The organism is Kitasatospora sp. NPDC059827 (genome assembly GCF_042731675.1).
In the GTDB taxonomy this organism is placed as follows: Bacteria; Actinomycetota; Actinomycetes; order Streptomycetales; family Streptomycetaceae; genus Kitasatospora.
The window spans coordinates 57,165-78,482 of record NZ_JBHWIV010000014.1; the positions used below are offsets into that span (position 1 = coordinate 57,165).

Here is a 21,318-nt window from a genome sequence, read left to right on the forward strand (position 1 = left end):
GGGCGCCTTCACCGTACGTCGGTCAGCGGGCGGGGCTGAGGCGCAGCGTGACGAGTTCGAACGGGCGCAGTGCCAGGTGCACCGCGCCGTCCTCGACCGTCACCTCGCCGCGGGTGCCGTCCCAGGGCCGTTCCAGCAGGTCGCAGGGGACGGCGCCGGCCAGCGGGAAGGAGGTGCTGAGCCGGCCCCGGGCGCGGCCGCCGCCGGCCTCGTAGACCCGGACGACCAGGTCGCCGCTGCGGTCGTCGGCGAGCTTGACGGCGCTGACCACCAGGGCGTCGTGGTCCACCTCGACCAGCGGCGCGACCCGCTCGGCGGTGCCGGTGACCCGCCGTTCGGGCAGGCCGATCCGGTAGCCCTCGCGGACGGCGTCGCCGATCGCGGCGCCGGGGACCAGCGCGTGCCGGAAGCGGTGCAGCCCCTGGTCGGTCTTCGGGTCGGGGAAGCGCGGGGCGCGCAGCAGCGAGAAGCGGACCGTGGTGGTGGTGCCGCCGTCGTCGGCGCGCACGCTGCGGGTGACGTCGTGGCCGTAGGTGGAGGCGGTCACCAGCGCGACGCCCCAGCCGGGTTCGTCCAGGTGGACGAAGCGGTGGTTGCAGGCCTCGAACTTGGCGGCGTCCCAGCTGGTGTTGGTGTGGGTGGGCCGGTAGAGGTGGCCGAACTGGGTCTCGGCGGCGTACCGCTCGGTGTGGACGTCCAGCGGGAAGGCGGCCTTGAGGAACTTCTCGGTCTCGTGCCAGTCGACCTCGGTGTCGATGTCGAGCCGCTGCTCGCCCGGGCGCAGGGTGAGGGTCTGGACGACGGTGGAGGAGCCGAAGGAGCGGGCGATCCTGACCTCGGCCCGGCCGTCGGCGGCCGTGGCGGTGAGGGAGTCGACGCCGGTCAGGTCGGTGACGGTGTTGCGGTAGAACTGGTCCACGTCCCAGGCGTCCCACATGTTGGGGAAGTCGGGGTGCAGCTGGAGCAGGTTGGCCCGGCTGCCGGGGGCGACGGTCTCCCGGCCGGTGGCGAGCTCGACGGCCGAGCCGATCAGGCCGTCGGCGTCGACCACCACCTCCAGCAGGCCGTTGCGCAGGGTGAACCCGCCGCCGTCGAGCGGAGTGACGGTGGCGGCCGGGGCGTCCGTGGCGGCGACGGCCGCGCCGCCCGCCGGGACGGCCGAACGGGCGTGCGGAGCGGAGTTGAACACCAACTCCCGACCACCGCCGGCGGATCCGGCCAGCGCCTGCTGGGCCGCGTCGATCAGCTCCGCCAGCTCCCGGGCCAGCGCCGCGTAGGTGGCCTCGGCCTCGCGGTGCACCCAGGCGATCGAGGAGCCGGGCAGGATGTCGTGGAACTGGTGCAGCAGCACCGTCTTCCAGATCCGGTCCAGCTGCTCGTACGGGTACGCGTACGGCTGCTCGGCGCCCGTGCGCAACGCGGCTGTGGAGCACCAGAGTTCGGCCTCGCGCAGCAGGTTCTCGCTGCGCCGGTTGCCCTGCTTGGTCTTCGCCTGGCTGGTCAGGGTGGCCCGGTGCAGTTCCAGGTAGAGCTCGCCGACCCAGACCGGCGGGTCGGGGTACTCGGCCTCGGCCTTGGCGAAGAACTCGGCGGGGTTCTCCCAGCGGACGGTGGCCGAGCCCTCCAGGTCCCGCATCCGGGCGGCCTTGCCGACCATCTCGCGGGTCGTCCCGCCGCCGCCGTCGCCCCAGCCGGTCGGGGCGATCGAGTGCCGGGCCACCCCCTTGTCCTTGAAGTTCCGTGCCGCGTGGGCGATCTCGCTGCCCTTCATGGAGCAGTTGTAGGTGTCCACGGGCGGGAAGTGGGTGAAGATGCGGGTCCCGTCGATGCCCTCCCAGAGGAAGGTGTGGTGCGGGAACCTGTTCACCTGGCTCCAGGAGATCTTCTGGGTCAGCAGCCACTTGGAGCCGGCGTTGCGGATGATCTGCGGCAGGCCGCCGGTGAAGCCGAAGGTGTCGGGCAGCCAGGCCTCGTGGTTCTCGACCCCGAACTCCTCCAGGAAGAACCGCTTGCCGTGCACGAACTGCCGGGCCATCGCCTCCGAGCTCGGCATGTTGGTGTCGGACTCCACCCACATGCCGCCCGCCGGGACGAACCGGCCCTCGGCGACGGCCTTGCGCACCCGGGCGTACACCTCCGGGCGGTGCTCCTTGATCCAGGCGTACTGCTGCGCCTGGGACATGGTGTAGCGGAACTCCGGCTCGTCCTCCAGCAGGGCGGTCATGTTGGCGGTGGTCCGGGCCACCTTGCGCACCGTCTCGCGCAGCGGCCACAGCCAGGCGGAGTCGATGTGGGCGTGGCCGATCGCGCTGATCCGGTGCGCGGACGGCACGGCGGGCGCGGCCAGGACGGCGGTCAGCTCCGAACGGGCGGCGGCGGCCGTGCCGTTGACGTCCTGGAGGTCGATCGCGTCCAGTGCGCGTTCGACCGCGCGCAGCACCTCCCAGCGGCGGGCGCCGTCCACCGGGAGCTCGGCCATCAGCTCGCCGAGCACCTCCAGGTCCAGCGACAGCTGCCAGACGGTGTCGTCGAAGACGGCGAGGTCCATCCGGGCGAGCTTGTACTGCGGGCGGTCGCCGGACGTCTCCTTGTCGCCCAACTCGGTGGGCAGGAAGGGGTGGTAGTCCAGGATCACCGGGTTGGCGGCGGCCTCGACGTGCAGCAGCACCTGTTCGCCGCCGGCCGCCGGGGCGGCGATCCGCACCCACTGGTTGCGCGGGTTGAGGCCCTTCACCGGGCTGCCGTCCGGGCGGTAGACCAGGCCCTCGCACTGGAATCCGGGCATGTTGGCGTCGAAGCCGAGGTCGATCAGTGCCTCGACCGTCCGGCCGGCCCAGGCCTGCGGCACCGTGCCGGACACCGTCAGCCAACTGGTTCCCCAGGGCGCGCCCCAGGCGTCGCCGACGGCGATCGGGGTGCGCGGCGCGGCCAGGCCCTCGGCGACCGGGACGGGCTCGCCGGGGGCGGTCCAGATGCCGACCTCCAGCGGGACGGACTCCGGGTACACGGCCGGGAGGATGCGCTCCTCCAGGACGCGCTTGAGGCGGGACTCGACGAGGGTGCGGTCATCGTGCATGTCGGCAGGCTCCGTTGCGTGCGGGAGGGCGGTTGCTGGGGAGGGCGGTGGAAGGGAGGGGGGACGGCGCGGACTACAGAGAACCTACGTCGGCGGGGTGGACCACCTCGGTGATACCGCGCGCCGCCAGGTGTGCCGCGTCCCCGGCGCGTTCGGCGAGCACGGTGGTCGGGCGGGCGCCGGCCTCGGCGAGGCGCATGAAGGCCTCGTACACCGGGCCGCCGGGGCCGCAGTCCGCGCGGCGCGGGGAGGTGACCTCGTCGCCGGTGGCGACCACCACGGCGGTGTTGCGCGGCTTGGGCGGCTGCCAGCTGTGGCGGGCCTCGGCGGCGGCCTCGGCGAGCCGGGCGCCGGCCGGTTTGACCGCCCGGTCGGTGGTCAACAGGCCGAGGCTGTACTCCAGTTCGGGGAAGTCGGCGAGCGAGCGGTCCACGTCGTGGGAGCACCACCAGGTGACGCCCCAGAGGTCCGGGCAGTCCAGCACGGCCTCGACGGTGGCGCCGGTGAACCGGGCCGCGTCCGCGGGGGTGATGTGCGGGGCGGGTGCGCCGACCTCCTGCAGCCAGACCGGGCGGCCCGGGTCGTCCGCCCAGGCCTTGGACAGCTCGACCAGGTACGCGGCGTGCTGGGCGGTGGCGGTGGCGTGGGCGCCGTAGCGCTGGGCGGTGCCGTTGAAGACCCAGGAGTGCACGGCGGTGGCGCCGCCGAGGCGGGCCGAGTGCCAGGGCGTGAAGGGGTGTTCGTCCAGGTACCAGGCCGCGTCGTAGGAGGCGTGCAGGTGCAGCCGCCCGGGCGCGCCGTCCTCGCAGGCGGTGAGCATCCGGCGCAGCCAGGCCTCCGCCTCGGCGGGGGTGCACCGGTCGGGGTCGGGGTGCGGGGCGCCGGAGAACTGGTTGATCTCGTTGCCGAGCGTCATCCCGAGGAAGTTCGGGCGTTCGCGCAGGGCCCCGGCGAGGGTGCGCAGGTAGGCGGCCTGGCCGTCCAGGACCTCGGGGTCGGTGAACAGGTTGCGGCGGTGCCAGGTCTGCGTCCAGGCGGGCAGGAAGTCGAAGCTGGACAGGTGGCCCTGGAGGCCGTCCACCGCGACGTCCAGGCCGCGTTCGCCGGCCGCGTCCACGAGTGCGGTCAGCTGTTCGACGGCGCGCGGGCGGATCAGGGTACGGTTGGGCTGGAACAGCGGCCAGAGCGGGAAGACCCGGACGTGGTCCAGGCCGAGGGCGGCGACCGAGTCGAAGTCGGCGCGCACGGCGTCCAGGTCGAAGTCGAGCCAGTGGTGGAACCAGCCCTTGCTGGGGGTGTAGTTGACGCCGAAACGCGGGGCCTGCGGGGTGGTGGAAACGGTGGTCACGGTGGTTACGGGGGTCACGGGGGTCACGGGTGGGCTACCTCAACTGGGTCGGGGCGTACGGACGGTGTTCTCGTCCTCGGGGGCTCAGCCCTTGACGGCTCCCTCCTCGACGCCCTGGAAGAAGAAGCGCTGGCAGACGGCGAACACCACGACGATCGGCAGGAAGGCGATCATGGTGCCGGCCGCGATCAGCCGGGGATTGGCGGAGAAGGTGCCGTTGAGGTACTGGAGCCCGACGGTCAGGGTGTACTTCTGCGGGTCGTTGAGCACGATCAGCGGCCAGAGGAAGTCGTCCCAGGCGCCGATGAAGGTGAAGATGACGATCACGCTGAGCATGCCGCGCACGTTCGGCAGACCGATGTACCACAGCCGCTGCCAGACGTTGGCGCCGTCCACCAGCGCCGCCTGGTCGAGCTCGGCCGGTACGGCGGCGAAGGCGGTGCGCATCAGCAGCACGTTGAGCATCGCGATCGCCCCGGGCAGGGCCACCCCGGCCAGGCTGTCGGCGAGGCCGAGGCCGCGCACCAGCACGTACTGGGAGACGATGGTGACCTCGCCGGGCAGCACCAGGGTGGCCAGGAAGAGGCCGAGGAGCAGCCGGGCGCCGCGGAAGCGCAGTCGGGCCAGGGCGTAGCCGGCCAGGGTGCAGCCGACCACGTTGCCGGCGATGCAGACGGCCGCGACGGTCAGCGAGTTGAGGGCGTACGTCCACACCGGGATGGTGTCGGCGACCTTGCCGAAGTTGCCCAGGGTGGGCTGGTCGGGCAGGAAGCTCGGGGTGCGGGTGTAGACGTCCTCGGTGGGGCCCTTGAGGGCGGTGGACAACTGCCAGAGGAAGGGGCCGATCACCAGCAGCAGGACGAGCAGCAGGAGCAGGTAGCGGGTGGCGGTCCGGGCGCGGGAGGGGGTGTTGAAGCCGCGGGCGCCGCCCTTGGCCTCCTTGGCCCCCTTGGTCCTCCTGCCCCCCTCGGCGCTCGGGTCGGGCTTGCGGCGGGGGTCGGTGGTCGCGGTGGTCACGGGTTCAGGCCGCCTTCCGGTTCAGCCGCAGCAGGAACAGCATCGGGCCGAGGGTGACGACGAACAGCAGCAGGCTGAGCGCGGAGGCGTAGCCCAGGTGGCCGTTGAAGCCGCGGCTGTACATCTGGATCAGCATCACCACCGACATGTCGCGGCCGCCGGGGCCGCCCAGTCCGTTGGAGAGCACGTACAACTCGGAGAAGACGCGCAGCGAACTCACCGAGATGAGCGCGGAGATGAGCACCATGGTCGGGCGCACCCCCGGCAGGGTGATGTGCCAGAAGCGGCGCAGCGGGCTCGCGCCGTCCACGGCCGCCGCCTCGTGCAGCTCGTGCGGGACGTTGGCGAGGGCGGAGAGGTAGATCACCATGTAGTAGCCGAGCCCCTTCCAGACGGTCAGGGCGATCGCGCTGAACAGCAGCAGCCAGCGGTCGGTGAGGAAGGGGACCGGGGAGTCGGCCAGGCCGCCCTCCTGGAGCAGGCCGTTGACCAGGCCCCGGTCGTCCAGCACCCAGCCCCAGATCAGCGCCACCACGACGGCGGAGGCGATCACCGGGGTGTAGAAGGCGGTGCGGAAGAAGGTGATGCCGGGGATCCGGCGCTGCACCAGCAGGGCGAGCAGCAGCGGCAGGACGGTCAGCAGGGGGAGGCAGACCAGCATGAACACGATGCTGTTGAGCAGGGCGTCGGCGAGCTGGGCGTCGTCCAGCAGCCGGCCGTAGTTCTCCAGGCCGGTGAACCGGCCGCCGCCGATGGGCTTGGCGTTGGTGAAGGAGAGGATCACCGTGTTGACGGCCGGCCAGAGGTTGAAGACGGCCAGCCAGACTATCGCGGGGCCGGCGAGCAGCCAGGGAGTGAACCAGCGCCGGTGGGTCATGCGGATGCCTTCCTGGGGCTGGGCCTTCCGGGGCCCGGGGTGGTACAGGCCCCGGGGGTGTGCGAGGCCCGGGGCGGCGGGTGTGGGGGAGGACCCGCCGCTTCGCCGGTAGGGGGTACGGGACTGCGATTCATCGGTTCTTCGGATCGTCGGAACTGCGGGAGGTCGGTGCTCAGGGGCGGCGGGGGATCAGCCCTTGAGCAGCTTGTTGCACTGCTCCACGGCGGTGTCCAGGGCCTGCTGGGAGCTGCTCTGGCCGCTGATGGCGAGGGCGAACTGCTGCTTGACGACGGTGCCCATCGCGTCGTCCACCTCGACCGGCTGGATCAGCTCGGCCTTGGCGAGCGAGGTGAAGGCGATCACCTTGGCGTCGCCCGCGTTGGTGCCGTCGCTCTTGCTGAAGAACGGGTCGCTCGCGGAGGCCTTGGTGGACGGGAAGACGCTGGTCAGGTGGGCGAAGGCGGCCTGGTTCTCCGGGCTGGTGACCCAGCGGGCCAGGGCGACCGCGGCGGCCGGGTTCTTGGTGTTCTTCGGGATGGACAGGCCCTGGACGTACAGCGGCGGGGTGCCCATCGCGGGGGACGGGACGACCTTCGGCGCCAGGGTGGGGTTGTCGGTGGCGAGGCTGGTGATGAAGTTGCCGCCGCCGGTGGTCCAGGCCGCGGTCCCGGCGCTGAACAGCTTGGAGTTGCCGGCGTAGGTGTCGGTGAGCACCCCGTTCGGCATCAGGCCCTCCTTGAAGGCGTCGCGGTACTTGTCCAGCAGGGCGGCGGCCTCCGGGGTGTTGAAGGTGAAGGACTTGCCGTCGTCGGCCATGATCTTGACGCCGATGTTGTAGAGGTCGCCGAGGCCGGGCTTGCGGCTCATCAGGTAGGCCTGGCCGCCGGACTTCTCCTTCATCACCCGGGCCTGGGCGATCAGCTCGTCCAGGGTGGTCGGGGGCTTCTTCGGGTCCAGCCCGTTCTTCGTCAGAAGGTCCGAACTCCAGTAGTTCACATCGGTGTTGAGGTACCAGGGGTAGCCGAAGGTGCCCTGGTAGCCGCGGTAGCGGTAGGCGCCCACGCCGCCGGCCACGTACTCGTCCGCGAGCTTCGGGTCGGCCTTGGCGACGTCCAGCAGGACGTCCTTCTTGGCCAGCGGGAAGGCGAAGTCCGGCGGGAGGTTGACCACGTCGGGCAGGGTGCCGGAGGCGGCCTGGCTGAGCACCTTGTCGGAGTAGCCCTCGCCGGGCTGGTCCAGCCAGTCGACCTCGACGCCGGGGTACTTCTTCTTGAAGCCGTCGATCACGCCCTGCATGTAGTCGGTGAACTTCGGCTTGAGCGCCCAGGTCTGGATCGAGACCTTGCCCTTGACCTCACCGGTGGCGGCCGCACTCGCCACGTTGTCGCTGCTCTTGGTGTCTCCGGAGCCGAGTCCGCAGCCGGTGAGGGCCGCCGCGGTGAGGGCCGTGGTGGTCAGTGCCGCCCAGATTCTTCGCATGAGGGTCTCCCGGTGGTCCTGGGGTTCTGGGATGGGTGGTGGTGTGTCAGAACCTGCTTAACTAAACCGGTCTAGCTCTGGCAGGGACTATGCTCCCGCCTAAACTTGACTGTCAAGAGAGGAGTCGGATCCTGTGGGCAGACCGACGATCGCCGACATCGCGCGCCAGGCCGGCGTCTCCAAGGGCGCGGTCTCCTTCGCGCTCAACGGCCGGCCCGGTGTCAGCGAGGCGACCAGGGACCGGATCCTGCGGGTCGCCGAGGAGATGAACTGGCGCCCGCACAGCGCCGCCCGCGCCCTCGGCGGCGCCCGCTCCGACGCCGTCGGCCTGGTGATCGCCCGCCCGGCCCGCACCATCGGCGTCGAGCCGTTCTTCAGCCAACTGCTCTCCGGCCTCCAGGCCGTGCTCTCGGCCAGCTCGGTCGCCCTGCACCTGATGGTGGTCGAGGACACCGCCGCCGAGATCGAGGTCTACCGGCGCTGGGCCTCCGAACACCGGGTGGACGGGTTCATCGTGGTGGACCTCCAGGTCAAGGACCCGCGGCTGCCCGTCCTGGACGAACTCGGGCTGCCCGCCGTCGTCCTGGGCGGGCCCGGCAAGGGCGGCAACCAGCTGCGGATCTGGGCCGACGACCGGGAGGCGATGCTCTCCATCGTCGACTATCTGGCCGCCATCGGGCACCGCCGGATCGCCCACCTCGCCGGGCTGCCGCACTTCCAGCACACCCAGCGCCGGATCCGCGCGCTGCGCGACGCCTCGCGCCGGCTCGGGCTGGAGGAGGCGCTGTCGGTGCCCACCGACTTCAGCGACGCCGAGGGCGCGGCGGCCACCCGCACCCTGCTCTCCCGGCCCGGGCGGCCCACCGCGATCGTCTACGACAGCGACGTGATGGCCGTCGCCGGGCTGGGCGTGGCGGGGGAGATGGGCGTCTCGGTGCCCGGGGAGCTGTCCATCGTCTCCTTCGACGACTCGGTGCTCGCCCGGATCGTCCACCCGCCGCTGACCGCGCTCAGCCGGGACACCTTCGCGCTCGGCGAGCAGGTCGCGCGCAGCCTGCTGGAGGCCCTGGACGGCGCCGGGCCCGACCGCGACCTCCAGATGCCGACGCCCCGGCTGACGGTGCGGGAGTCCACCTCCCCGCCGGGCGGCGGTTCCTGACTCCTTCGGGTGGTGGTCGCTGACTCTGCCGGGCGGCGGTTCCGGACTCCTCCGGGTGCCGGTTCCTGACTCCTCCGGGTGGTTGTTGTCCGGGTCGTTGACACCCGTTCTGAACCGGTTTAGCCTCGCTGCGCCGAGAGGGTCCGCTCATGCTGCCCGTTCCTGTGGCCTCCGGCTCCCCTCGGTTCAGCACCGGCACGCCCGCATGCGGCCGGCCCCCGTCCGCGACGGCGGGCCCGCCCCCACCCCTCCGCCCGATCGGAGCCCCCGCATGTCACGACGCCTACCCCTGCTGCTCAGCGCAGTCCTCGCGACGGCCGCACTCACCGCCACGCCCTCCGCCTGGGCCGCACCCGTGACGGCCGCCGCGCCGCCGCCCACGGCTGCCGCGCCGCTGCCCACGGCACCCGCCGGCCCGGGCAGCCAGCCGTACGCCTCCTACTGGTACCCCAGCACGATCCTCAGCTGGGATCCCGCCACCGACCCGGACGCCCGGTTCAACCGCTCCCGTGTCCCGCTTCAGCCCCGCACCAGCGACCCGGCCCTGGCCGCCAACCCCAACGCCCGCGCCGGCGAAGGGAAGATCGCCTCGCTGGTCTCCTTCGGCCCCACCTCCAACAACCCCTCCCAGGGCTCCGCCGACCCCAACTACTACGCCTTCGGCTACTGGCAGTACGTCGACAAGCTGGTGTTCTGGGGCGGCTCGGCCGGCGAGGGCCTGATCCTCGCGCCCAACCCGACGGTGATCGACGCCGCCCACCGCAACGGCGTCAAGGTCTACGGCACCGTCTTCTTCCCGCCCGCCGCGTACGGCGGCCAGCTCCAGTGGGTGCGCGACTTCGTCCAGAAGTCCGGCAACCGCTACCCCGTCGCCGACAAGCTCGCCCAGGCCGCCCAGTACTACGGCTTCGACGGCTGGTTCATCAACCAGGAGACCGGCGGCGGGGATTCGGGCCTGGCCGGCGAGGTGCGCAACCTGATGCAGTACACCAAGGCGCAGAGCGGCACCGACTTCATGTGGTACGACGCGATGACCACCTCCGGTGCGGTCGACTGGCAGAACGCCCTCACCTCCGCCAACTCACCCTTCCTGCAGGACGGTTCGAAGAGAACCTCGGACTCGATGTTCCTCAACTTCGGCTGGAGCCAGGACGGCCTGGACTCCTCCCGCACCCTGGCCCGGCAACTCGGCCGCAGCGAGTACGAGTTGTACTCGGGTATCGACACCGAGGCGAACGGCTACAACACCTCCGTCGACTGGAACACCCTCTTCCCGTCCGGGCAGCCGCACACCACCTCGCTCGGCCTCTACCGCCCCGAGTGGACCTGGAAGTCCGCCACCGACCGGGCCGACTTCTACGCCAAGGACGCCCGCTACTGGGTCGGCGCCAACAACGACCCGTCCAAGGTCGACCTCTCGTCCGGATGGCCCGGCCTGGCGGGCTACGTCGCCGAGTCCTCGCCGATCACCGCCAAGCCCTTCGTCACCAACTTCGACACCGGCCAGGGCGACTTCTACAACGCGGCCGGCACCCGGGTCGCCACCGGCGGCTGGAACAACCTCTCGCTCCAGGACGTCCCGCCGACCTACCGCTGGGTGGTCGACTCCAGCGGCAGCAGGCTCAGCCCGTCCGTCGACTTCACCGACGCCTACCAGGGCGGCTCCTCGCTGCGGCTGACCGGCACCCTGGACGCCACCAACACCGTCCGGCTCTACCAGACCCGGCTGCCGGTCGCCGCGAACAGCAAGCTCGACCTGGTGGTCAAGACCCCGGCCGCCGGCCCGACCAAGCTCAAGGCCGCGGTCTCCTTCACCGACGCCCCGGGCAGCTTCACCACCGTGGACGTCGGGAGCAACACCGGGACGGGCTGGGAGCGGCACACCCTCGACCTCTCCCGGTACGCCGGTCGCACCATCGCCCAGCTCGCCCTCCAGGTCGCCGGCAACGACCCGGCCTACGACCTGCGGGTCGGCCAAGTCGCCCTCTACGACGGCACGGTGGAGGCCCCGGCCGCGCCGAGCGGGCTGACCGTGCTCGGTGCGAGCGACGTGACGGCCGGCGCGAGCCAGTCGCTGCGACTGTCCTGGACGGCGGCCCCCGGCGGCAACGTCCACCACTACGAGGTGTACCGGCGCAACCCGGACGGCAGCCGGACCTTCCTGGGGGCCACCCCCAACGACGCCTACTACGTCGGGCGGCTGGACCGGGCCGGCACCGAGGCCGTCACCACGCTGGACGTGGAGGCGGTGTCCACCACCTACGGGCACTCGGCCGTCGCCTCCACCACCGTGGGCTGGAACGCCACCCCGCCGACCGGCTCGACCGACCTGGCGCTCAACCGCCCCGCCACCGCCTCCGGCCAGTGCAACGCCAACGAGGGCCCGGCCAAGGCCGTCAACGGCAGTGTCAACGGCGGCACGAGCGACAAGTGGTGCACGCTGACGACCGCCAAGTGGCTGGAGGTGGACCTCGGTTCGGCGAAGAAGCTGAACAGGTTCGTGGTCCGGCACGCCCAGGCGGGCGGGGAGAGCGCCGCGTACAACACCCGGGACTTCTCCCTCCAGGCCCGGGCGAAGAGCACCGACCCGTGGACGACCGTCGCCACCGTGACCGGCAACACCGCGGGCACCACCACCCACCCGGTGGACACCACCGCCCGCTACGTCCGGCTGGTCGTCACCAAGCCCACCCAGAACGGCGATCCGGCCGCCCGCATCTACGAGTTCGAGGCCTGGGGCCAGTAGGCGTCCGTACCGCGTCTCCGTACCGCGTAGGCCTCCGAGCCGAGCAGGCCTCCGTCACCGCGTAGGCCTCCGTACCGAAAGGACCACCCCCGTGCCGGTCACCACCATCACCGCCGTCGAGAGCACCGACCTGTTCGTCGGCCCCGAGGACGCCCCGCGCCAGATCCTGCGGGTGACGGTCGAGGGGCCGGCCGCCCCGATCACCGTCAGCGGGACGGGCGTCCGCGGCGAGGCGACCGGCACGGGGCTGGTCGACGTCCCCCTGGAGATCACCGGAGCGTCCGTCGGCGCGCAACTTTCCGTCACGGTAAGGGTGGTGGGCAGCGAGGCGACCGGTGTCGTGGAGGTCGCCGAGCCCGGCTGGACGATGTTCCTGGTCTCCCACTTCCACTACGACCCGGTCTGGTGGAACACCCAGGCCGCCTACACCTCGCCGTGGGAGCTGCTCGGCGCCGACGCCACCACCCGGCCGCTCTGGGAGCGCAACGGCTTCGCCCTCGTCGACGCCCACCTCGACCTGGCCCTGCGGGACCCGGTGTACAAGTTCGTGCTGGCCGAGGTCGACTACCTGAAACCGTACTTCGACCAGCACCCGGAGCGGCGCGCGGTGCTCCGCACACTGCTGGAGCGCGGGCAGGTCGAGCTCGTCGGCGGCACCTACAACGAGCCCAACACGAACCTCACCGGCGCCGAGACGACCATCCGCAACATCGTCCACGGCATCGGCTACCAGCGCGACATCCTCGGCGGCGACCCGCAGACCGCCTGGCAGCTCGACGTGTTCGGCCACGACCCGCAGTTCCCCGGCCACCTCGCCGCGGCCGGCCTCACCGGCAGCGCCTGGGCCCGCGGGCCGTTCCACCAGTGGGGCCCGATCCAGAAGAACTTCCGCCAGGGCAAGGACGACGCCCGGGTGATGCAGTTCCCCAGCGAGTTCGAGTGGATCGCGCCCGGTGGGGAGGGCGTGCTCACCCACTACATGCCGCACCACTACTCGGCCGGCTGGTGGATGGACTCCTCGCCCGACCTCGCCGCCGCCGAACAGGCGGTGTACGAGCTGTACCGCAAGCTCAAGCCGGTCGGCGCGACCAGGAACCTGCTGCTGCCGGTGGGCACGGACTACACCCCGCCGAACAAGTGGGTCACCGCGATCCACCGCTCCTGGCCCGAGAAGTACCTGTGGCCGCGCTTCGTCTGCGCCACCCCCCGCGACTTCCTGGACGCCGTCCGGGCCGAACTCGCCGCCACCGGGCGCCGGCCCAGCCCGCAGACCCGCGACATGAACCCGGTGTACACCGGCAAGGACGTCTCCTACATCGACACCAAGCAGGCCCAACGGGCCGGCGAGGTCGCGGCGGTGGACGCGGAGAAGCTCGCCGCGCTGGCCGTCGTCAACGGGCTCGGCGCCTACCCGGCCGCCGCGCTCGACAAGGTGTGGCGCCAACTCGCCTACGGGGCCCACCACGACGCGATCACCGGCTCGGAGTCGGACCAGGTGTACCTGGACCTGCTGGGCGGCTGGCGGGAGGCGTACGACCTGGCGTCGGCCGTCCGGGACGCGGCGCTGGACGCGCTGACGGCGCGGATCTCCACGGCGCGGATCTCCCCGGACGGCGTCGGCTCGGCTCTGGTGGTGACCAACACGCTGTCCTTCGACCGGACGGACCTGGTGTCGGTCGAACTCCCCGCCGGTTCAGGGTCGGTGCGGGTCCTGGACGCGGCCGGCGCGGCGGTGCCGAGCGCCGTCGACCGGGGCGTGCTGCGGTTCCTGGCCGCCGACGTGCCCGCGCTCGGCTGGCGCACCTGGCGGCTGGTGCCCGGGGAGCCCTCGGCCCCGGCGTGGGCGGAGGCCGAAGGCGTGGTGATCGCCAACGAGCGGTACCGGGTGACGGCCGACCCGGCGCGCGGCGGCGGGCTCGGTTCGGTGTACGACCTGCTGCACGAGCGGGAGTTGATCCAGGAGGGCCGGATCGGCAACGAACTGCGGGTGTACGAGGAGTACCCGCAGCACCCCGACTTCGGCGAGGGCCCGTGGCACCTGGTGCCGAGCGGGCCGGTGGTCGGCTCCGGGGACCACGCCGGTTCCGTGCGTCGCGAGACCGGGCCGCTCGGCGAGCGGCTGGTGATCGGCGGGACGGTCGACGGCCTGCGCTACGAGCAGACGGTCACGCTGTGGCGCGGGCTGGACCGGGTCGACTGCCGCACCAGGGCGGTCGACTACTCCGGCGCCGACCGGCTGCTGCGACTGCGCTTCCCGGTGGACGTCCCCGGCGGGCTGCCGGTCAGCGAGGTCGCCGGCGCGGTCGTCGGGCGCGGCTTCGCGATGCCGGACGTGGACTCGGCGGAGGCGCCGTGGACGCTGGACAACCCGGCCAACACCTGGTTCGGGCTGGGCGCCACCGCGCGGGTAGCGCTCACCTCGGCCTCCGGCGAGGTCATCGGCTCGCGCGCGCTCGGCGTGGCCGAGGTGGTCGTCCCGACCCTGGACGACGCCGCCGACGCCCGTCCGCTGGTGGTCGCGCTGGCCCGGGTCGGCGTCACCGCCACCACCTCGGGGGCGGACTGGGCGCGGTACGGCTGGCTGGACGTCGACTCCAACCTGCCGGACTTCCGGATCGTCGTCGGCAGCCCGGAAGTCAACGACGCAGCACGGGAGTTGATCGACCGGGCGGGCGAGGAGTACGCGGCCGCGCTCAAGGCGCACGGCGCCGTGTGGGTGCCCGCACTGACACCGCTGGCCGAGGTGTGGCGGCCCGACGCGGACCTGCGGGACCTGCGCTCCCTGCCCGCGCTGGTGGTCGCCGATGTGCCGGCCCTGGTGGACGACCTCGCCGACGCCCGGATCACCGCCGTCTGCCCGGTGCCGGTGTCGGAGTCGGGGCCGGAGTCGGTGTCGGAGTCGGTGTCGGTGTCGGAGGAACTCGCCGACCACACCGTGGCCTTGCTCAGCTTCGGCCTGCCCGGCTTCGCGGTGGACACCACCGGCGCGCTGCACCTGTCGCTGATGCGCTCCTGCACCGGCTGGCCGTCCGGGGTGTGGATCGACCCGCCCCGGCGCACCCTGCCCGACGGCGCCTCCTTCCAACTCCAGCACTGGACCCACGAGTTCGGCTATGCCCTGGTCGGCGGTGACGGTGACTGGCGGGCGCAGGCGCTGCCCGCGCAGGGGCAGGAGTTCAACCACCCGCTGTACGCGCGGATCCTGGCCGCGCCGCAGGACGGCCCGCTGCCCGCCACGCTGTCCTGGCTGCGGGTCGAACCGCAGCGCGAGGTGCTGCTCGGCGCGCTCAAGCCGGCCGGGAACCCGATCGCCCACGGCTCGGCGGCGCCTGTCGGGCCCGAGTTGACCGTCCGGCTGGTCGAATCCACCGGCCTCGGCCGGACGGCGGCACTCGGCGGTGCGCTCGGGCTGACCGACCTGCGGGCGGCCGACCTGCTGGAGCGCCCCCTCGGCCCGGCCGAGCTGGACCTGCCCGGCTCGTCGATCACCACCCTGCTCGCCGCGCCCGGCGTCTCCGCCCGGCCCGGGGGCGCGCCCGGGGGAACGGCGCTCGGCCCGGTCGTCGAACCCGCCCAGCCCGTCCACGCCCGCTACTGGCTGCACAACCGGGGCCCGGCGCCGCTCGGCTACCTGCCCGTGTCGGTCGGCGCCTCACCCGGGCTGCTGCGGACGGCGGGGGAGCCGGTGACGCTCTCGGTCGCCCTCTCCTCCCAGCTGCGGGACGCCGCGGTCGAGGGCACGGCCGTCGTGCTGCCGCCGGAGGGCTGGGCGACCAGTCTCGGCAGCCGCCCGTACCGGCTCGCCCCCGACGGCCACCTGTGCTTCCCCGTCACCCTCACCCCGCCGGCGGACGCCCGGCCCGGGCTGCACTTCGCCGCCGTCCGGATCGAGCACGACGGGCAGGCGGTCGAGGACGTGGTCACCATCGCCGTCGGCGACCTCCCCGCGCTGCTGCCCCTCCCCGGCGACGCCCCCGAGGACTGGACGGCCGCCCAGGGCACCAAGGCGACGACCGGCCGCGACACCGGGCTGTCCGTGGACGTCTCCGCCGAGACCCTGCGCGTGGCCCCCGGCGGCCGGGCCCTGCTCGGACTCACCCTCACCAACCGGACCCGCGGTGAGATCCGCGGCGAGCTGCAACTGGTCTCCCCGTGGGGGACGTGGGAGGCCGTCGCCGACCCGGTGCGCGGCTTCGCCGTCCCCGCCGACTCGGCCGTCACCGTCGACTTCGCCGTCACCGCCCCCGAGTCCCTCGACCCCGGCGCGTACTGGGCCCTCGCCAAGGTCATGTGGTTCGGCCGCTGCCAGTACGCCCCCACCGTCGCCCTGGTGGTGGAGGCATGACCCTCGGCCTGCTCGACGGACGCCCCCTCCCGCGCACCGCCCTCGACGCCCGCCTCGCCGCCCTGCGGGGCGGCCCGCGCTCCACCGCCCTTCCCCTGCCCGGCAGTTCGGAGGACCGCCAGCTCACCCGGTGGGTCGCCCAGGTGCTGCTGACCGAGGCCCTCTGCGAGACGGTCGCCGCCGAACGAGGCCTCCCGGTCGTCGCATCCGGCCCGTCCCGCCTCGACCAACAGGCCGCCGTCGAACTCGGCTCCATCACGGCGGCCGCCTACGAGGGCAGCGCGGCCGTCCGCGCCGTCTACGCATCCGTGACCGCCGACATCGAGCCGTCCGCCGCCGACCTCGCCCACTACCGCGCCGTGACCACCCGCCCACCGACCACCCGCTGGCACCTCGCCCTCCCCGACGGCGGCTTCGAAGCCGACCCCGACACCCTCCCGGAGGCCCTCGCCGAGGCGCTTCGCGAGGCCCCGCCGGGCGAATGGGTCACCGTCGGCCCCTGGACGGCGATGCTCCTCGCCACCCTGGCCGTCCCCCGGAACCCCGACCCCACCCCGGCCCTCCGCGAAGCCGCCCGCCGCGCGGAGTTCGTCCGCTGGCTGGATCACGAGCGAGCCCAACGCCTCACCCTGGTCGAGGGATTGGAACACCCCGGCGACCCGGCCCAACCCGACAACCACCACCGCCACTGAGCGCCTTGACAACGAGCCTGCCGCGCCCGGCCCCCGGGCGCGGCAGGCACCTGGCTTCGTTAGGCTGCCGCCATGATCCGTGCAGTGGTGTTCGACGTCGGCGAGTGCCTGGTGGACGAGACCCGGGAGTACGGCACCTGGGCGGATTGGCTGGGCGTATCTCGGCACACCTTCGTCGCCCAGCTCGGTGCCGTGATCGCGGAGGGCCGCGACTACCGCGAGACGTTCCAGGTCTTCCGACCGGGCTTCGACCTGTACGAGGAGCGCGAGAAGCGGTCGGCGGCCGGTCAGCCCGAGACCTTCGACGAGGACGACCTGTACTCCGACGTCCGTCCGGCCCTCGCACGGTTGAGGGCGGACGGCCTCTGGCTCGCGATCGCGGGCAACCAGACCGTGCGGGCCGGCGCGATCCTTCGCCGGCTGTTCACGGACGACGTCGACCTGATCGGCACCTCTGACGACTGGGGTGCGAGCAAGCCGGATCCGGCGTTCTTCGAGCGGGTGGCGGAGGCGGTCCCGGCGCGACCGGAGGAGATCCTCTACGTCGGCGACCGCCTCGACAACGACGTCCTCCCCGCTGCCCGGGCGGGGATGTGTACCGCGCTGATCCGCCGGGGGCCGTGGGGCTGGATCCAGCAGCACGACCCCGCAGCCGATCGGGCGACCTTCCGGATCGACTCGCTCAGCCAGCTGCCGGAACTGATCGCGAAGGCTAACGCTGGAGTGAACTGAGTGTCGCGGAGCAGGAGTAGAGGCGGTCGTCGATGCGCCGGACCGAGTCCGAGTCCTGCCGGCTCGCGAGCGCCCGGCGGGCCTCGCGGATGCGGTCCATGCCGGTGGGGTACCAGGTCGCGCCCAGCTGATCGAGCGCCTGCTCCAGCAGAGCGCACGCCGTATCAGGCGATTGGGGCCCGCTCTTGCCGGCCCGCCGAGCAGCGCGCTCGGCGGGCCGGTTCGACTGTCCGTCGGTGCCGTATCCAGGGGCCAGGCAGGAACCGGGCGAAGGGGCGGCTGCAGTCCGGCGAGGCCTGCGGTGGAGATCTGCACGGTGGATCTTTAGGCCTGAAAGTCGCTATCCGAAACCGATGATCAAACCATAGGAATAGCTCCACGGCCTGACCGGCCACCCCCGATCAGAAGGAGCCATCGCCCATGATTCGCCTCCGTACCACCTGTATGGCCATCGCCGGAACTGCGGCGATGTTGGCCCTGGCCGCGGCGCCCGCCCAGGCCGCCCCCGGTGACGTCACGACCATGTGCGGAAGCACTCTCACCCCGGCCGGCTCTGTCGATGTGAGTTGGGGTTACAGCAGCAATTGCGGTACGCAGAGTTTCAGCCCGAACATCAAGCAGGTGAAGCAGCTCACCGGACTGCCCGTCGGCACCGTGGTCCAGGCCTGCAGCACCACCTACCCGCCGGCGGGCTGGGTCCAGACCGGCGCGTACTACACCAGTAGCTGTGTCGCCTGGTCGAACCCGAGCTTCAACAACAACGCCTGGCAGCTGAAGCGCGTCTCCTGATCCGGCGACTCCGCCTGCGCGATGCGGAGGGCCCTGGCCGATCGCCGGGGCCCTCCGTCGTTCACGATCCACCCCGACGGGGGTCGGGCCGGCCCCGGGGTTGGTGATCTAGGGTGGGCCGGTGCCGGGTGCGAGTCGTGCGTCGCGACGCAGGGCGTCGAGGGCGGTCGACGCGGCGGTCGGCGTGGCGGTCGAACGACAAGGGAGCAGGGACATGCGCGAACTCACCTATGGCGACATCGAGGCCGCCGGCGAGCGGATCGCCGGGCACGTTCGCCCGGTCGCCCTGGCGGCGGTCGAGGAGCGTACGGAGCCCGGTGAGGTGTGGCTGGCGCTGGAGTTCATGCAGCACACCGGGTCGTTCAAGGCCCGTGGTGCGCAGAACTTCCTCCGGGCCCACGGTGAGGCCGGCACCCTGCCCGAGGCGGGGGTGACCATCGCCTCCGGCGGGAACGCCGGGCTGGCGTGTGCCTGGGCGGCCCGGCAGCTGGGCGTGCGGGCGACGGTGTTCGTGCCGGCCACGGCGCCGGCGGTGAAGGTGTCCAAGCTGCGCGGGTACGGCGCCGACGTGCGGCTGGTGGGTTCGGAGTACGCGGAGGCCCTGGCGGCCTGTGCGGAGTTCGCGGCGGTCGGCGGTGCGCTCGCGGCGCACGCCTACGACCACCCGCTGATCGCGGCCGGGGCGGGCACGCTGCTGGAGGAGATCCGGGACCGGATCCCCGGCCTGGACACCGTGGTGGTCGCGGTCGGCGGCGGCGGGCTGTTCGCGGGGGTCGCCACCGCCGCCCGGGAGCACGGCGTGCGGACGGTCGCGGTGGAGCCGGGGAACTCCCGGGCGCTGAACGCCGCGCTGGCGGCGGGCCGCCCGGTGGACGTGCCGGTGGACTCGGTCGCCGCGGATTCGCTCGGGGCCCGGCGGGTCTCGGCCACGGCGCTCGGCGTCGCCCAACTGGGCGGTGTGCGGAGTGTGTTGGTGCCGGACGAGGAGATCATCGGCGCGCGCCGTGCCCTGTGGGAGGACCGCCGGGTGGCCGTCGAGCACGGCGCCGCCACCGCCCTGGCGGCGCTGAACGGCCAGGCCGGCGGCTACCGGCCCGAGCCCGGCGAGAAGGTCTGTGTGGTGTTGTGCGGGGCCAACACCGATCCGTCCGACCTGGTGGTCACGACCCCGGGCGTCGGGCCCGCCGCCGGGGGGCGCTGAGGGGCTCCGAGGTGGGTGAGGACGGCGAGGACGCGCCGGTCGCCGCTGTCCTCGGGCGGGAGGTCGAGTTTCAGGAAGATGTTCCCGACGTGCTTGTGCACGGCCCGCTCGGTGACCACGAGGCGACCGGCGATCTCGGAGTTGCCGTACCCCTGGGCCATCAGCGCGAGGACCTCGCGTTCGCGCTCGGTGAGCCGGGACAGCGGGTCGGTGCGCGTCGCGAGCAGCTGCCGGACCACGTCCGGGTCCAGCGCCGTGCCGCCGGCCGCGACCCGGTGGAGCGCGTCGAGGAAGTCGTCGACGCGGGCGACCCGGTCCTTGAGCAGATAGCCGACGCCGGTGCCGTCGGCGAGCAGCTCCCGGGCGTAGGTGTCCTCGACGTACTGGGAGAGCACGAGGATCGGCAGCCCGGGGACGCGCTCCCGGGCGTGCAGCGCGGCCCTGATGCCCTCGTCGGTGAAGGAGGGCGGGAGTCGGACGTCCACCACGGCCACGTCCGGCCGGTGGGTGACGGCGGCCGCCAGGAAGGACTCGGCGTCCCCGGTGGTGGCGAGCACCTGGTTCCCCAGGGCCTCCAGCAGCGCGGTGAGCCCCTGCGCGAGCAGCGCGTTGTCCTCGGCGATCACGATGCGCACGGGCACTCCACGGTGATCACGGTGGGGCCGCCGGCCGGGCTCCGGACCAGCAGGACGCCGTCGACGGCCTCGACGCGCTGCCGGATGCCGCGCAGTCCGGTGCCGTGCGGTCCGGCGGTGTGTCGTCCGGCTCCGCGCAGCCCGGTGCCGCCGTCGGCCCCGGCCTCGGCCGCGCCGCCCCGGCCGTCGTCGGTGATCTCCGCCCGCAGGGTGGCGCCCGTCCTGGCCAGGGTGACGGTCACGGCGCGGGCGTCGGCGTGCTTGGCCGCGTTGGTGAGCGCCTCGGTGACGGCGAAGTACACGGCGACCTCGATCTGGGCCGGTACGTCGCCGAGTTCACCGACCTCCACGGTGGCGGGCACCGGGCAGCGGGCGACGACCGCTGAGACCGCGCCGGCCAGGCCCCGGTCGGCGAGGACCGGCGGGTAGACGGACCGCAGCACGTCGCGCAATTCGGCCATCGCCTCCTCGGCGCCCTCCCGGGCCCGGGTCAGCAGCGGGCCGACTGCGGCGGGGTCGGAGCCGAGCGTCCGTTCGGCGAGCCCGAGTTGCATGGCGAGGGTGACCAGCCGGGCCTGGGTGCCGTCGTGCAGGTCCCGCTCGATGCGGCGCAGCTCGTCGCCGTGCGCGGCGATCGCTCCGGTGCGGGTCCGGTCCAGCGTGGACACGCGCTCGGCGAGGACCGCGGCGGCCGAGGGGGCGAGCAGCCACCGGCTCAGCGCGGCCGCCGTCCTGGCGAGCAGGGGCGGGCCGAACAGGGCGAGCAGCATGCTCAGCAGGAACTGGGGGACCCCGGCGTAGAGCGCGGACCCCCAGCTGTCGACCGGGACGTTCAGGAGCGGCCTGATCGGATCGTCGGCCGGGAACAGCCACCACAGGCCGACGAGCGCGAGCACGGCCGCCGGGAACAGGAACAGCGCCGTGCCGAGCAGCCCGAGCGCGGTGCCGACGACCGCCATGACGGGCGCCCAGCGCAGGTCGCGGCCGGTCGCCGGGTCGGAGAGGGCCGCCGTCAGGCGCCTGCGGGGGTGCGGTCCGGCCGGTGCCGGAGAGTTCGCCGTCCACCGCCCCAGGAGGGCGCGTTCGCCGTCGGCGAGCCACCGCAGCAGCCGGAGTTCGGGCGGCAGGACGAGCAGGCCCACGCCGACCAGGCAGAGCGCCGCCGAGTACAGGAGGACGGGCACCAGGACGAGCAGGGCCAGTCCACGGACGAACACGGCAG

14 protein-coding genes are annotated in these 21,318 nt (G+C 72.9%); 7 read left to right on the forward strand and 7 right to left on the reverse strand.

Features of this window, described 5'->3' with window-relative positions; translation table 11 throughout:
- Positions 1-22: 22 nt before the first annotated feature.
- The 5 genes from ACFV8H_RS11970 to ACFV8H_RS11990 form a co-directional block, all read right to left on the reverse strand.
- Positions 23-3,076, reverse strand: coding sequence for an alpha-mannosidase (locus tag ACFV8H_RS11970; protein WP_380398786.1), 3,054 nt, complete (start codon positions 3,074-3,076; stop codon positions 23-25).
- Positions 3,077-3,149: 73 nt separating this feature from the next.
- Entirely contained in the window at positions 3,150-4,424 is a 1,275-nt protein-coding gene (locus ACFV8H_RS11975; RefSeq protein WP_380398788.1) for a glycosyl hydrolase, read from the reverse strand.
- A gap of 84 nt (positions 4,425-4,508) precedes the next feature.
- Entirely contained in the window at positions 4,509-5,441 is a 933-nt protein-coding gene (locus tag ACFV8H_RS11980; protein ID WP_380398790.1) for a carbohydrate ABC transporter permease, read from the reverse strand.
- A 4-nt stretch (positions 5,442-5,445) separates the two neighbouring features.
- Entirely contained in the window at positions 5,446-6,318 is an 873-nt protein-coding gene (locus ACFV8H_RS11985) for a carbohydrate ABC transporter permease (RefSeq protein ID WP_380398792.1), read from the reverse strand.
- A gap of 189 nt (positions 6,319-6,507) precedes the next feature.
- The gene (locus ACFV8H_RS11990; RefSeq protein ID WP_380398793.1) at positions 6,508-7,797 is read right to left on the reverse strand and encodes an ABC transporter substrate-binding protein; all 1,290 of its coding nucleotides are present in this window, start codon (positions 7,795-7,797) and stop codon (positions 6,508-6,510) included.
- A 133-nt stretch (positions 7,798-7,930) separates the two neighbouring features.
- On the opposite strand from ACFV8H_RS11990, the gene ACFV8H_RS11995 reads away from it, so the two are divergent.
- The 7 genes from ACFV8H_RS11995 to ACFV8H_RS12025 all read left to right on the forward strand — a co-directional run bounded on the left by ACFV8H_RS11995 (position 7,931) and on the right by ACFV8H_RS12025 (position 19,461).
- Positions 7,931-8,956, forward strand: coding sequence for a LacI family DNA-binding transcriptional regulator (locus tag ACFV8H_RS11995; protein WP_380398795.1), 1,026 nt, complete (start codon positions 7,931-7,933; stop codon positions 8,954-8,956).
- Positions 8,957-9,227: 271 nt separating this feature from the next.
- Positions 9,228-11,702, forward strand: a complete 2,475-nt coding sequence (locus tag ACFV8H_RS12000; protein ID WP_380398796.1) for a discoidin domain-containing protein — start codon at positions 9,228-9,230, stop codon at positions 11,700-11,702.
- A gap of 91 nt (positions 11,703-11,793) precedes the next feature.
- Positions 11,794-16,047 carry an NEW3 domain-containing protein gene (locus ACFV8H_RS12005; RefSeq protein ID WP_380398798.1) on the forward strand — a complete coding sequence of 1,418 codons (4,254 nt, stop codon included), beginning with the start codon at positions 11,794-11,796 and terminating at the stop codon, positions 16,045-16,047.
- The gene (locus ACFV8H_RS12010; RefSeq protein WP_380398799.1) at positions 16,044-16,739 is read left to right on the forward strand and encodes a hypothetical protein; all 696 of its coding nucleotides are present in this window, start codon (positions 16,044-16,046) and stop codon (positions 16,737-16,739) included. The genes ACFV8H_RS12005 and ACFV8H_RS12010 overlap by 4 nt, the downstream gene beginning before the upstream one ends.
- 72 nt (positions 16,740-16,811) lie before the next feature.
- The gene (locus ACFV8H_RS12015) at positions 16,812-17,471 is read left to right on the forward strand and encodes an HAD family hydrolase (RefSeq protein ID WP_380398801.1); all 660 of its coding nucleotides are present in this window, start codon (positions 16,812-16,814) and stop codon (positions 17,469-17,471) included.
- A gap of 621 nt (positions 17,472-18,092) precedes the next feature.
- On the forward strand, positions 18,093-18,260 hold the full coding sequence (locus ACFV8H_RS12020) for a hypothetical protein (protein WP_380398803.1): 168 nt from the start codon (positions 18,093-18,095) through the stop codon (positions 18,258-18,260).
- 214 nt (positions 18,261-18,474) lie between these two features.
- On the forward strand, positions 18,475-19,461 hold the full coding sequence (locus tag ACFV8H_RS12025) for a threonine/serine dehydratase (RefSeq protein ID WP_380398805.1): 987 nt from the start codon (positions 18,475-18,477) through the stop codon (positions 19,459-19,461).
- On the opposite strand, the gene ACFV8H_RS12030 is transcribed toward ACFV8H_RS12025, so the two are convergent.
- Together ACFV8H_RS12030 and ACFV8H_RS12035 are read right to left on the reverse strand one after the other, a co-directional pair.
- Positions 19,347-20,096, reverse strand: coding sequence for a LuxR C-terminal-related transcriptional regulator (locus ACFV8H_RS12030; RefSeq protein ID WP_380398807.1), 750 nt, complete (start codon positions 20,094-20,096; stop codon positions 19,347-19,349). The genes ACFV8H_RS12025 and ACFV8H_RS12030 overlap by 115 nt on opposite strands.
- Complete coding sequence (locus tag ACFV8H_RS12035; protein ID WP_380398809.1) at positions 20,084-21,313, reverse strand: sensor histidine kinase; 1,230 nt, start codon at positions 21,311-21,313, stop codon at positions 20,084-20,086. Before ACFV8H_RS12035 ends, ACFV8H_RS12030 begins: the two co-directional genes overlap by 13 nt.
- Positions 21,314-21,318: the final 5 nt, after the last annotated feature.